This window comes from Pseudomonas sp. FW305-28, from assembly GCF_017351395.1.
In the GTDB taxonomy this organism is placed as follows: domain Bacteria; phylum Pseudomonadota; class Gammaproteobacteria; order Pseudomonadales; family Pseudomonadaceae; genus Aquipseudomonas; species Aquipseudomonas fluorescens_AA.
Genome location: NZ_JACNDD010000178.1, coordinates 1 through 12,743, shown reverse-complemented (window position 1 = coordinate 12,743; position 12,743 = coordinate 1). Strand labels below are relative to the sequence as shown.

General features: G+C 61.8%; 10 protein-coding genes. 6 read left to right on the top strand and 4 right to left on the bottom strand.

What is annotated here, in order from left to right:
* Positions 1–69: 69 nt before the first annotated feature.
* From J4E53_RS27115 to J4E53_RS27100, 4 genes are all read right to left on the bottom strand, one after another.
* Positions 70–2,916 (bottom strand): valine--tRNA ligase, encoded by a 2,847-nt coding sequence (locus J4E53_RS27115; protein WP_060740803.1) that lies wholly within the window; start codon positions 2,914–2,916, stop codon positions 70–72.
* Between the two features lie 235 nt (positions 2,917–3,151).
* A complete protein-coding gene (locus tag J4E53_RS27110) occupies positions 3,152–3,517 on the bottom strand; it encodes a hypothetical protein (RefSeq protein ID WP_060740804.1) in 366 nt (121 codons plus the stop codon).
* Between the two features lie 8 nt (positions 3,518–3,525).
* Positions 3,526–3,954: a DNA polymerase III subunit chi gene (locus J4E53_RS27105; RefSeq protein WP_060740805.1), complete on the bottom strand. Its 429-nt coding sequence runs from the start codon at positions 3,952–3,954 to the stop codon at positions 3,526–3,528.
* 60 nt (positions 3,955–4,014) lie between these two features.
* Positions 4,015–5,505, bottom strand: coding sequence for a leucyl aminopeptidase (locus tag J4E53_RS27100; protein ID WP_060740806.1), 1,491 nt, complete (start codon positions 5,503–5,505; stop codon positions 4,015–4,017).
* 313 nt (positions 5,506–5,818) lie between these two features.
* Here J4E53_RS27100 and lptF point away from each other — a divergent pair, with 313 nt between their 5' ends.
* The 6 genes from lptF (at position 5,819) to era (ending at position 12,679) form a co-directional block, all read left to right on the top strand.
* Positions 5,819–6,940 carry an LPS export ABC transporter permease LptF gene (gene lptF / locus J4E53_RS27095; protein ID WP_103310911.1) on the top strand — a complete coding sequence of 374 codons (1,122 nt, stop codon included), beginning with the start codon at positions 5,819–5,821 and terminating at the stop codon, positions 6,938–6,940.
* On the top strand, positions 6,933–7,994 hold the full coding sequence (gene lptG, locus J4E53_RS27090) for an LPS export ABC transporter permease LptG (RefSeq protein ID WP_060740808.1): 1,062 nt from the start codon (positions 6,933–6,935) through the stop codon (positions 7,992–7,994). Before lptF ends, lptG begins: the two co-directional genes overlap by 8 nt.
* Before the next feature lie 256 nt (positions 7,995–8,250).
* Positions 8,251–10,050, top strand: coding sequence for a translation elongation factor 4 (gene lepA / locus J4E53_RS27085; protein WP_060740809.1), 1,800 nt, complete (start codon positions 8,251–8,253; stop codon positions 10,048–10,050).
* A 5-nt stretch (positions 10,051–10,055) separates the two neighbouring features.
* Positions 10,056–10,910, top strand: coding sequence for a signal peptidase I (gene lepB, locus J4E53_RS27080; RefSeq protein WP_060740810.1), 855 nt, complete (start codon positions 10,056–10,058; stop codon positions 10,908–10,910).
* A 184-nt stretch (positions 10,911–11,094) separates the two neighbouring features.
* On the top strand, positions 11,095–11,784 hold the full coding sequence (gene rnc, locus J4E53_RS27075; RefSeq protein ID WP_060740811.1) for a ribonuclease III: 690 nt from the start codon (positions 11,095–11,097) through the stop codon (positions 11,782–11,784).
* Entirely contained in the window at positions 11,777–12,679 is a 903-nt protein-coding gene (gene era / locus J4E53_RS27070; RefSeq protein WP_003205264.1) for a GTPase Era, read from the top strand. Before rnc ends, era begins: the two co-directional genes overlap by 8 nt.
* Positions 12,680–12,743 lie beyond the last annotated feature (64 nt).

The following is a 12,743-nucleotide window of genomic DNA, read 5'->3' as shown; positions in this document are numbered from 1 at the left end:
ATGAGTAAGAAAGTGCCAGGCAGAAAAAAGGAGGCCACCAGGGCCTCCTTCTTCAGTGACGAACCGCCGTTACAGGCTGGAGATCCGCCCATGCTGTTCGGCCAGCTTGCCCAGGGCCTGTTCGGCCTCGGCCAGTTTGGCCCGTTCCTTCTCGATGACTTCGGCCGGAGCCTTGTCGACGAAACCGGCGTTGGACAGCTTGCCGCCGACCCGCTGCACTTCACCCTTCAGGCGCAGGATTTCCTTGTCCAGGCGCGCCAGTTCGGCGGCCTTGTCGATCAGGCCAGCCATCGGCACCAGCACTTCCATCTCGCCGACCAGGGCGGTGGCGGACAGTGGTGCTTCTTCGCCGGTGGCCAGTACCGTCACCGACTCGAGCTTCGCCAGCTTCTTGAGCAGCGCTTCGTTTTCGTTGAGGCGGCGCAGGTCTTCGGCGCTGGCATTCTTCAGGAACAGAGCCAGCGGCTTGCCCGGGCCGATGTTCATTTCGGCGCGGATGTTACGCAGGCCCAGCATGAAGGTCTTGAGCCATTCGATGTCGTCTTCGGCTGCCGGATCGATGCGGGTCTCGTTGGCCACCGGCCACGGTTGCAGCATGATCGTCTTGCCCTGGATGCCCGCCAGCGGTGCGATGCGCTGCCAGATTTCCTCGGTGATGAACGGCATGAACGGATGCGCCAGGCGCAGGGCCACTTCCAGTACGCGAACCAGGGTGCGACGGGTGCCGCGCTGGCGCTCGACCGGTGCGTTTTCGTCCCACAGCACCGGCTTGGACAGCTCCAGGTACCAGTCGCAGTACTGGTTCCAGATGAACTCGTACAAGGCTTGTGCGGCCAGGTCGAAACGGAACTGGTCCAGTTGGCGGGTCACTTCGGCTTCGGTGCGTTGCAACTGGGAAATGATCCAGCGATCGGCCAGGGTCAGCTCGTAGGCTTCGCCGTTCTGGCCGCAGTCTTCGCCTTTATCCAGCACGTAGCGCGCGGCGTTCCAGATCTTGTTGCAGAAGTTGCGATAGCCTTCGACGCGACCCATGTCGAACTTGATGTCGCGACCGGTGGACGCCAGCGAGCAGAAAGTGAAACGCAGGGCATCGGTGCCGTAGCTGGCGATGCCCTCGGCGAATTCTTCGCGGGTGGCCTTCTCGATCTTCTTCGCCAGTTTCGGCTGCATCAGGCCGGAGGTGCGTTTCTGCACCAGGGTTTCCAGGTCGATGCCGTCGATGATGTCCAGCGGGTCCAGGACATTGCCCTTGGACTTGGACATCTTCTGGCCCTGGCCGTCGCGCACCAGGCCATGAACGTAGACCGTCTTGAACGGTACTTGCGGGGTACCGTCTTCGTTCTTCATCAGGTGCATGGTCATCATGATCATCCGGGCGACCCAGAAGAAAATGATGTCGAAACCGGTGACCAGCACGTCGGTGGAGTGGAATTTCTTCAGGAACTCGGTCTGTTGCGGCCAGCCCAGGGTGGAGAAGGTCCACAGGCCCGAGCTGAACCAGGTGTCGAGGACGTCGTTGTCCTGCGTCAGGGCGACGTCCGGCCCGAGGTTGTGCTTGGCGCGGACTTCGGCTTCATCGCGGCCGACATAGACCTTGCCCGATTCGTCGTACCAGGCCGGGATGCGATGGCCCCACCACAGCTGACGGCTGATGCACCAATCCTGGATGTCGCGCATCCACGAGAAGTACATGTTTTCGTATTGCTTGGGCACGAACTGGATGCGGCCGTCTTCCACGGCGGCAATCGCCGGCTCGGCCAGCGGTTTGGTGGACACGTACCACTGGTCGGTCAGCCACGGCTCGATGATGGTGCCGGAGCGGTCGCCTTTCGGGACTTTCAGGGCGTGATCGTCGACGCTGACCAGCAGGCCGGCAGCCTCGAATGCCGCGACGATCTGCTTGCGCGCCTCGAAGCGGTCCAGGCCGGCGTATTCGGCCGGCAGCGTGCCGTCGACGTTTTCGTTCAGCGTGCCGTCGAGGTTGAACACCTGGGCCGCCGGCAACACGTTGGCGTTCTTGTCGAAGATGTTCAGCAGCGGGAGGTTGTGGCGCTTGCCGACTTCGTAGTCGTTGAAATCGTGGGCCGGGGTGATTTTCACACAGCCGGTGCCGAATTCAGGGTCGCAGTAATCGTCGCCGATGATCGGGATGCGACGGCCAACCAGGGGCAGCTCGACGAACTTGCCGATCAGTGCCTGGTAGCGCTCGTCGTTCGGGTTTACCGCCACGGCGGCGTCACCCAGCATGGTTTCCGGACGCGTGGTGGCGACGATCAGGTAATCCTTGCCTTCGGCGGTCTTGGCGCCGTCGGCCAGCGGGTACTTGAGGTTCCACAGGAAACCTTTCTCGTCGTGGTTCTCCACTTCGAGGTCGGAAATGGCCGTGTGCAACTTGGTGTCCCAGTTGACCAGGCGCTTGCCGCGATAGATCAGCCCGTCTTCATGCAGGCGCACGAAGGCTTCCTTCACCGCTTCCGAAAGACCGTCGTCCATGGTGAAGCGCTCGCGGCTCCAGTCCACGGACGAGCCGAGGCGACGGATCTGGCGGCTGATGTTGCCACCGGACTCGTCTTTCCATTCCCAGACTTTCTCGAGGAATTTCTCGCGGCCCAGGTCGTGGCGATTCTGGCCTTGGGCTTCGAGGCGACGTTCCACCAGCATCTGCGTGGCGATACCGGCATGGTCGGTGCCCGGCTGCCACAAGGTGTTGCGACCTTGCATGCGACGGAAACGGATCAGGGCGTCCATGATCGCGTTGTTGAAGCCGTGGCCCATGTGCAGGCTGCCGGTGACGTTCGGCGGCGGGATCATGATGGTGTAGGAATCGCCCGCGCCTTGCGGAGCGAAATAATTCTCGGACTCCCAGGTGTTGTACCAGGAAGTTTCAATGGCGTGCGGCTGGTAGGTCTTATCCATGCGCGGCGGGACCCTATTGGCATTTATTCAGGAAAAGCCGGGAAGTATAGCGGGCGGGGCTGGTGCAAGCCACAGGCTGGAGGCGCCGGGCGCAGAGTTTGTGGGCACTGTCGAACCCTGTGGGAGCCGAGCTTGCTCGCGATGGCGGCGGCACATCCAGCATTGATGCAACTGATCCGCCGCCATCGCGAGCAAGCTCGGCTCCCACAAGGTGTCCACTGTGAGGCAGGAAAACCTACTCGTAGTGGCTGAGCAACCGCTCCATCCGCGCATCCAGCCGGCGCTTGATCTCGGTTTCGATGTGCGGGGCGAAGTCGTCGATGACGTCTTGCATGATCAACTGCGCCGCAGCGCGCAATTCGCGGTCCAGGTGCAGCAGGGCGTCGGGGCCCTTGGCTTCGGCCTTGGCGGCAGGCTCGGGTTCGGGCTGGCCGTTGATCGGATCGAACAGCAGGGGAATCTGCTCGTCATGCACCGGCTCGTGCACGACCGTGTCGGTCAGCAGTGGCGGTTGCAGGTTGTCGTCGCCGAGCAACTGGCGGATCGACTCGAGGTCATCCAGCAGGTGTGCGGGCTTTTGTGGCGATTTTGGAGTGTCCATCGTAGGGCTCAGAGTCGCTGTAAACGGTGGTCTTGCAGAGGATAGCCCTGTTCGCGGTAGAAACGGAAACTCTCCCGCGCGGCTTGTCGGATGGCCGGGTCTTCCACCACCACTTCCGCCACACGGGCGAAGCGCTGGGCAAAGGCCGGTACTTTCAGGTCGAGGTTGACCAACAGGTCCTGGTGCTGGCCGCAGTCATCTCCCAGCCCCAGCACGATCAATCCCTCGGGTTCGCTTTCGGCCGGGCCGTGGGGCACGAAACTCTCGCCCTTGAAAGCCCATAGGCGTGCGTCCAGGTCATCACGCTGGGTGGCATCGCTGCAATGCAGGTAGATGCGGTGTCCCATGCGCCAGGCCTTTTCGACGAGCTTGCAGGCGAAATCCAGCCGCGCCGACGGATCGGCGCTGGGCAGGATATAGAAATCGACTTTGGTCATTGCGGTTCCTGAGCCGTCGCTGGCACCACCCGAGGGCGACGCCAACGACGGTCATTGGTGTCAGGCCTTGGCGCGGTCCAGCAGGTACTGGGTCAGCAGGGGCACTGGACGACCGGTGGCGCCCTTGTCCTTGCCGCCGCTGGTCCAGGCCGTGCCGGCGATGTCCAGGTGCGCCCAGTTCAGGTTCTTGGTGAAACGCGACAGGAAGCAGGCTGCGGTGATGGTCCCGGCTTTCGGGCCGCCGATGTTGGCAATGTCGGCGAACGGGCTGTCCAGTTGTTCCTGGTACTCGTCGAACAAGGGCAACTGCCAGGCGCGGTCGTCGGCTTGCTGGCCGGCGCTGAGCAATTGGCCGATCAGTTCGTCGTTGTTGCCCAGCAGGCCCGAGGTGTGGGCACCGAGGGCGACGACGCAGGCGCCGGTCAGGGTGGCGATGTCGATCACCGCTTGCGGCTTGAAGCGCTCGGAGTAGGTGAGGGCGTCACACAGCACCAGGCGGCCTTCGGCGTCGGTGTTGAGGATTTCCACGGTCTGGCCGCTCATGGTGGTGACGATGTCGCCCGGACGCGAGGCCGTACCGCTGGGCATGTTCTCGGCGCAGGCCAGGATGCACACCAGGTTGATCGGCAGTTGCAGTTCGAGCACGGCGCGCAGGGTGCCGAACACGCTCGCGGCGCCGCCCATGTCGTACTTCATTTCATCCATGCCGGCGCCTGGCTTGAGGCTGATGCCGCCGGTGTCGAAGGTGATGCCCTTGCCGACCAGCGCGTAAGGCTTCTCGGACTTCTTGCCGCCGTTGTATTGCATGACGATCAGGCGTGGCGGCTGGGCGCTGCCCTGGCCGACGGAATAGAACGAACCCATGCCCAGGTCCTTGATCTTCTTCTCGTCGAAGACTTCGACTTTCAGGCCCTTGAACTCCTTGCCCAGTGCCTTGGCCCGTTCGCCGAGGAACGTCGGGTGGCAGATGTTCGGCGGCAGGTTGCCCAGGTCGCGGGTGAAGGCCATGCCGTTGGCAATCGCGGTGGCGTGGGTCACGGCACGCTGGACTTCAGCCTGGGCGGCCTTGATGGTCAGCAGGGTGATTTTCTTCAGGGCGCGGGGTTCGGCTTTCTGGCTCTTGAACTGGTCGAACTGGTATTCGCCGTCCACCAGGGTTTCCGCCAGCAGGCGGTTCTTGCCATAGCTGTCGCGACCCTTGACCACCAACTCGTCCAACGCCAGGACGGCATCAGCGCCGCCCAGGCCCTTGAGGGTGCCCAACACGCCGGCGATGATTTTACGGAACGGACGGTCGCCCAGTTCGGCGTCCTTGCCCACGCCCACCAGCAGCACCCGATCGGCCTTGAGGTTGGGCAAGCTGTGCAGCAACAGGCTCTGGCCGACCTTGCCGGCCAGGTCGCCGCGCTTGAGCACGGCGCTGATGGCACCGCCGCTCAGGCTGTCGAGCTGGGTGGCGACGACGCCGAGCTTGCGGTTTTCACCGACGGCAACCACCAGCGTGGCGGTTTTCAACGTTTCTGGGCTGACGCTTTTTACAACCAGTTCCATGTCCGGATCCCTGAGTGAATGGTCAAGAGGCCAGGCGCCGACACAATGGCGCGCTGAGCGAGCTTCTTCTATATAAAAGAAGCGCCGGTGCTTGCCGGCGACAAAGGCCGCAGTTTGAACCCCGGCGCCCGAGCCTGACAACCCTCGACGGCGCTAACTTTTGGCTTTAAGCAGCGGTTTAAAGCGTGCGAAGTGACAGGCGCCTCCAATCACAGGATAATGCGGCTCTTTTTTCGGCGGTTCGCGTTGGCGGACCGGCTCGATACGTTTGCTTGTTTGGCCGCCTTAGCCTGACAACCTTGGAGTGTCTGGTTTGATCGTCTTTCGTTATCTATCCCGCGAAGTCCTGCTGACCCTGAGCGCCGTGAGCGCCGTGCTGCTGGTCATCATCATGAGCGGACGCTTCATCAAGTACCTTGCCCAGGCGGCCTCCGGCGCCCTGGATCCGGGCTCCCTGTTCCTGATCATGGGGTTCCGCCTGCCGGGCTTCCTGCAATTGATCCTGCCGCTGGGGTTGTTCCTCGGCATTTTGCTGGCCTATGGGCGCTTGTACCTGGACAGCGAAATGACCGTGTTGTCGGCCACCGGCATGAGCCAGCAACGGCTGTTTCGCATGACCCTGTTCCCGGCCACATTGGTGGCGCTGGTGGTGGCCTGGCTGAGCCTGAGCCTGTCGCCCCAGGGCGCCAACCAATTCCAGCTGCTGATCAACCAGCAGGACGCCATGACCGAATTCGACACCCTGGTGCCAGGGCGTTTCCAGGCCCTGCGCGACGGCACGCGGGTGACCTACACCGAACAGCTCTCGGATGACCGGATCGACCTGGGCGGCGTCTTCATTACACAAAAGAACCTGTCTTCGGACTCCAAGAAGGACCGTGGCATTTCCGTGCTGGTGGCCGAGAAGGGCCGGCAGGAAATCAACCCCGACGGCAACCGCTACCTGATCCTGCACAATGGCTATCGCTACGATGGCAAGCCGGGGCAGGCCGACTACCGGGCCATCAAGTACGACACCTATGGCGTGCTGTTGCCCAAGCCCGAGGTCAGCGACGAAGTCACCGACCGCGACGCGATGCCCACCGCCAGCCTGCTGGGCAACAAGGACATTCGTGCCCGCACCGAGCTGCAATGGCGCCTGTCGTTGCCGTTGCTGGTGTTCATCGTGACCCTCATGGCGGTCCCGCTGTCGCGGGTCAACCCGCGCCAGGGTCGTTTCCTCAAGTTGCTGCCGGCGATTCTCCTGTATATGGCTTACCTGACCATCCTGATTTCCGCACGCGGCGCCCTGGAGAAGGGCAAGATCCCGCCAGGGCTGGGCTTGTGGTGGGTGCATGGCATCTTCCTGGCCATCGGCCTGGGGCTGCTCTATTGGGAACCCCTGCGCCTGAAACTGGCCAGTCGTCGCAGCGCGCTGGAGGTGGCCCGTGGTTAAACTCGACCGCTACATCGGCAGCAGCGTGTTCATGGCGATTCTCGCGGTGCTGGGGATCATCCTTGGCCTGGCGACCCTGTTTGCCTTCATCGATGAAATGAGCGACGTCAGCGACACCTATACCCTCACGGACGTGGCGAGCTACGTGCTGCTGACCGCGCCTAGGCGCCTGTACGACATGCTGCCGATGGCGGCGCTGATCGGCTGCCTGATCGGCCTGGGCAGCCTGGCCAGCAACAGCGAGCTGACCATCATGCGCGCCGCAGGCGTGTCCATTGGTCGGATCGTCTGGGCGGTGATGAAGCCGATGCTGGTGCTGATGCTGGTGGGTGTGTTGATCGGCGAATACATCGCCCCGGCCACCGAGAACACCGCCCAGGCCAACCGTTCCCTGGCCCAGGGCGGCGGTGATGCGCAAAGCGCCAAGCACGGCCTGTGGCACCGCCAGGGCGACGAGTTCATCCACATCAACTCGGTCCAGCCCAATGGCATCCTCTATGGCGTGACCCGCTATCGTTTCGACGACCAGCGGCACATGCTGTCATCGAGCTTCGCCAAGCGCGCGAACTTCGCCGAGGACCACTGGCAATTGAGTGATGTCACCACCACCCTGTTCCATGACAAGCGCACCGAAGTGGTCGCTGCCCCGCAAGAGCGTTGGGACGTGTCGATCAGCCCGCAGTTGCTCAGTACCGTGGTGATGGCGCCGGAATCGCTGTCGATTACCGGTTTGTGGGGCTATATCCACTATCTGGCGGACCAGGGCCTGAACAATGGCCGCTACTGGCTGGCTTTTTGGGTCAAGGTGTTGCAACCGCTGGTCACCGCCGCCCTGGTGTTGATGGCGATTTCCTTCATTTTCGGCCCGCTGCGTTCGGTGACCCTCGGTCAACGGGTGTTTACTGGCGTACTGGTAGGTTTCACCTTCCGTATCGCCCAGGATCTGCTGGGGCCGTCGAGCCTGGTGTTCGGTTTCTCGCCGCTGTTCGCGGTGCTGGTCCCCGCCGGTGTCTGCGCGTTGGCCGGGCTCTGGTTGCTGCGTCGGGCGGGTTGAGCTACATCCAACGTGGCGAGCGGGCTCCTGTGGCGAGGGCGCTTGCTCCCGCTGGACTGCGCAGCAGTCCCCTACCGTCTGCCTGACATATCGCCGTGGCGGGTAAATCGAGGGCCGCTTCGCAGCCCAACGGGAGCAAGCTCCCTCGCCACAAGAGCTCATCGACAGGCGAACGTGACGCTTGCGCGGTGTATCAGGTACAATTCCCGGCTATTTTTCGGCGGGCCATGCCTGCAGCCTTTTTGAGTGTTGATCCGTGAGTGATTTGAGTCATATCCGCAATTTCTCCATCATCGCCCACATTGACCATGGCAAGTCGACGCTGGCTGATCGCTTCATCCAGATGTGCGGCGGCCTGGCCGAGCGTGAAATGGAAGCCCAGGTCCTGGACTCCATGGACCTCGAGCGCGAGCGCGGGATCACCATCAAGGCCCACAGCGTTACCCTCTATTACAAGGCCCGCGACGGCGTCACCTATCAGCTGAACTTCATCGATACCCCGGGCCACGTCGACTTCACCTATGAAGTCAGCCGGTCGCTGGCGGCCTGTGAGGGTGCATTGCTGGTGGTCGATGCCGGCCAGGGCGTCGAGGCCCAGTCGGTCGCAAACTGCTACACGGCCATCGAGCAGGGCCTGGAAGTCATGCCGGTGCTGAACAAGATCGACCTGCCCCAGGCCGATCCGGACCGCGTGAAGGAAGAAATCGAGAAAATCATCGGCATCGACGCCACCGACGCGGTCACCTGCAGCGCCAAGACCGGCCTGGGCGTGGATGAAGTGCTCGAACGCCTGGTCACCACCATTCCCGCGCCAACCGGCAACATCGAAGATCCGCTGCAGGCGTTGATCATCGACTCCTGGTTCGACAACTACCTGGGCGTAGTCTCCCTGGTTCGCGTGCGCCATGGCCGCGTGAAGAAGGGCGACAAGATCCTGGTCAAGTCCACCGGCAAGATCCACCTGGTGGACAGCGTCGGGGTCTTCAACCCGAAACATACCGCCACCGTCGACCTGAAGGCCGGTGAAGTGGGCTTCATCATCGCGGGCATCAAGGACATCCACGGGGCGCCGGTCGGCGACACCCTGACCTTGAGCTCCACCCCCGACGTCGATGTGCTGCCCGGTTTCAAGCGCATCCAGCCGCAGGTCTATGCCGGCCTGTTCCCGGTCAGTTCCGACGACTTCGAGGATTTCCGCGAAGCCCTGCAAAAGCTGACCCTGAACGACTCGTCCCTGCAATACACTCCGGAAAGCTCCGACGCCCTGGGCTTCGGCTTCCGCTGCGGGTTCCTGGGCATGCTGCACATGGAAATCATCCAGGAGCGCCTGGAGCGCGAGTACGACCTGGACCTGATCACCACGGCACCGACGGTAATCTTCGAGCTGCTGCTCAAGAACGGCGAAACCCTCTACGTCGACAACCCGTCCAAGCTGCCGGACCTGTCGGCCATCGAAGACATGCGCGAGCCGATCGTGCGGGCCAACATCCTTGTGCCTCAGGAGCACCTGGGTAACGTCATTACCCTGTGCATCGAGAAACGCGGTGTGCAACACGACATGCTGTTCCTCGGCACGCAGGTCCAGGTGACCTACGACCTGCCGATGAACGAAGTGGTGCTGGACTTCTTCGACCGCCTCAAATCCACCAGTCGCGGCTATGCTTCGCTGGACTATCATTTCGATCGTTACCAATCGGCTAATCTGGTGAAGCTGGATGTGCTGATCAACGGTGAGAAAGTCGATGCCCTGGCATTGATCGTGCACCGTGACAACGCGCACTACAAAGGTCGTGCATTGACCGAGAAGATGAAGGAACTGATTCCGCGGCAGATGTTCGATGTGGCAATCCAGGCCGCCATTGGCGGGCAGATTGTGGCGCGTACAACCGTCAAGGCGCTCAGAAAGAACGTATTGGCCAAATGCTACGGCGGCGACGTCAGCCGTAAGCGCAAGCTGTTGGAAAAGCAGAAGGCCGGTAAAAAACGCATGAAGCAGGTCGGTAACGTGGAAATTCCACAGGAAGCCTTCCTTGCGGTGCTCAGGTTGGATAGTTAGGTCCTATGTCGCTAAATTTCCCGCTGTTGCTGGTTATCGCCGTGTTTGTCTGCGGCCTGTTGGCGTTGCTTGATCTGTTGTTCCTGGCGCCTCGGCGCCGGGCGGCCATCGCCTCTTATCAGGGCAGCGTCAGCCAGCCTGATGGCGTGGTGGTCGAAAAGCTCAACAAGGAACCGCTGCTGGTCGAATACGGCAAGTCGTTCTTTCCGGTGCTGTTCATCGTGCTGGTGCTGCGCTCGTTCCTGGTGGAACCGTTCCAGATCCCGTCCGGCTCGATGAAGCCGACCCTGGACGTGGGCGATTTCATTCTGGTGAACAAGTTCTCCTACGGGATCCGCCTGCCGGTGATCGACAAGAAAGTCATCGAGGTGGGTGACCCGCAGCGTGGCGATGTCATGGTGTTCCGCTTCCCGAGCGACCCGAACGTCAACTACATCAAGCGCGTGGTCGGTTTGCCGGGCGACACGATCCGCTACACCGCCGACAAGCGTCTGTTCGTCAATGGCGAATCAGTGGCCGAACAATTGCTCGGCTCCGAGCCGGGTACGCTGGGCAGTGCCGAACTCTACCGGGAAAAACTCGGCGAGGCCGAACACCTGATCCGCAAGGAAATGAGCCGCTACCGCGCAACGCCGGACCGTTCGTGGACCGTGCCGGCGGGGCACTATTTCATGATGGGCGACAACCGCGACAACTCCAACGACAGCCGTTACTGGGATGATCCGAACATTCCCAAGGACCTGCTGGGCATGGTCCCGGACCGAAACATCGTCGGCAAGGCCTTTGCGGTCTGGATGAGCTGGCCGGAACCCAAACTCAGCCACCTGCCGAATTTCTCGCGGGTTGGCCTGATCAAGTAATCACACACGGCGCTGTTGAACACAGCGCCGAATGCTTTTCTGGAGCCTGCACAAGGTTGCCCGGAGGCATGAAGCCAACGATAGTCAGGACGTCATTTTTGAACACAGCGTTAATTGTCCCAAGCCAACGGTGCCTTGCCACCCTGGCGGTGGAATCCAGCCACGAACTCAGCGTGGGTAAACCGTGAGCGTTTCTCTAAGCCGTCTCGAGCGTCAGCTCGGCTACACCTTCAAGGACCCGGACCTGATGCTCCTGGCCCTCACTCACCGCAGTTTTGCCGGGCGCAACAATGAGCGCCTGGAATTCCTCGGTGATGCCATCCTCAACTTCGTGGCCGGCGAGGCGCTGTTCGAGCGCTTCCCGCTGGCCCGCGAAGGCCAGTTGTCGCGTTTGCGCGCGCGGTTGGTAAAAGGTGAGACCCTGGCCGTACTGGCCCGTGGTTTCGACCTGGGCGAATACCTGCGCCTGGGCTCCGGTGAATTGAAAAGCGGCGGTTTCCGTCGCGAGTCGATCCTGGCCGATGCCCTGGAAGCGTTGATTGGCGCGATCTACCTGGACTCCGGCATGGACATGGCGCGCGAACGCGTGCTGGCCTGGCTGACTTCCGAGATCGACAGCCTGACGCTGGTGGACACCAACAAGGATCCGAAGACCCGTTTGCAGGAATTCCTGCAATCGCGCAGTTGCGAACTGCCGCGCTACGAAGTGGTGGATATCCAGGGTGAGCCGCATTGCCGAACCTTCTTCGTCGAATGCGAAGTTGTCCTACTGAATGAGAAAAGCCGGGGTCAGGGTGTGAGTCGTCGTATTGCCGAACAGGTAGCGGCCGCCGCAGCACTGATTGCCCTGGGCGTGGAGAATGGCAATGACTGATACAACCGTCACCCGCTGCGGCTATGTCGCCATTGTCGGTCGGCCGAACGTGGGCAAGTCCACGTTGCTGAACCACATCCTGGGCCAGAAACTGGCGATCACCTCGCGCAAGCCCCAGACCACCCGCCACAACATGCTGGGCATCAAGACCGAAGGCGCCGTGCAGGCGATCTACGTCGACACCCCGGGCATGCACAAGGGTGGCGAAAAGGCCTTGAACCGCTACATGAACAAGACTGCCTCGGCGGCGTTGAAAGACGTCGACGTGGTGATCTTCGTGGTCGACCGCACCAAATGGACCGAAGAAGACCAGATGGTCCTCGAGCGCGTCCAGTACGTGACAGGGCCGTTGATCGTGGCGCTGAACAAGACCGATCGCATCGAAGACAAGGCTGAACTGATGCCGCACCTGACCTGGCTGCAGGAACAGTTGCCCAATGCCCAGATCATCCCGATCTCTGCCCAGCACGGCCATAACCTCGACGCGCTGGAGCGGGTGATTGCCGAACACCTGCCGGAAAACGATCATTTCTTCCCTGAAGACCAGATCACCGACCGTAGCAGCCGTTTCCTCGCCGCCGAGCTGGTGCGCGAGAAAATCATGCGCCAGATGGGCGCCGAGCTGCCTTACCAGATCACGGTCGAGATCGAGGAGTTCAAGCAACAGGGCAAGACCCTGCACATCCATGCGTTGATCCTCGTCGAACGTGACGGCCAGAAGAAAATCATCATTGGCGACAAGGGCGAGCGCATCAAGCGCATCGGCACCGAGGCGCGCAAGGACATGGAGCTGCTGTTCGACTCCAAGATCATGCTCAACCTGTGGGTCAAGGTGAAGGGCGGCTGGTCCGATGACGAGCGTGCGCTGCGTTCGTTGGGTTACGGCGACCTGTAACCCCAGGATCATGGTGGGCGGGCTTTTGTGGCGAGGGAGCTTGCTCCCGCTCGGCTGCGAAGCA

Bases quoted from the DNA above. Each gene is read 5' to 3' on its own strand.
- J4E53_RS27115 (WP_060740803.1), bottom strand. From the start codon at position 2,916: ATGGATAAGACCTACCAGCCGCACGCCATTGAAACTTCCTGGTACAAC.
- J4E53_RS27110 (WP_060740804.1), bottom strand. From the start codon at position 3,517: ATGGACACTCCAAAATCGCCACAAAAGCCCGCACACCTGCTGGATGAC.
- J4E53_RS27105 (WP_060740805.1), bottom strand. From the start codon at position 3,954: ATGACCAAAGTCGATTTCTATATCCTGCCCAGCGCCGATCCGTCGGCG.
- J4E53_RS27100 (WP_060740806.1), bottom strand. From the start codon at position 5,505: ATGGAACTGGTTGTAAAAAGCGTCAGCCCAGAAACGTTGAAAACCGCC.
- lepB (WP_060740810.1), top strand. From the start codon at position 10,056: ATGTCGCTAAATTTCCCGCTGTTGCTGGTTATCGCCGTGTTTGTCTGC.
- era (WP_003205264.1), top strand. From the start codon at position 11,777: ATGACTGATACAACCGTCACCCGCTGCGGCTATGTCGCCATTGTCGGT.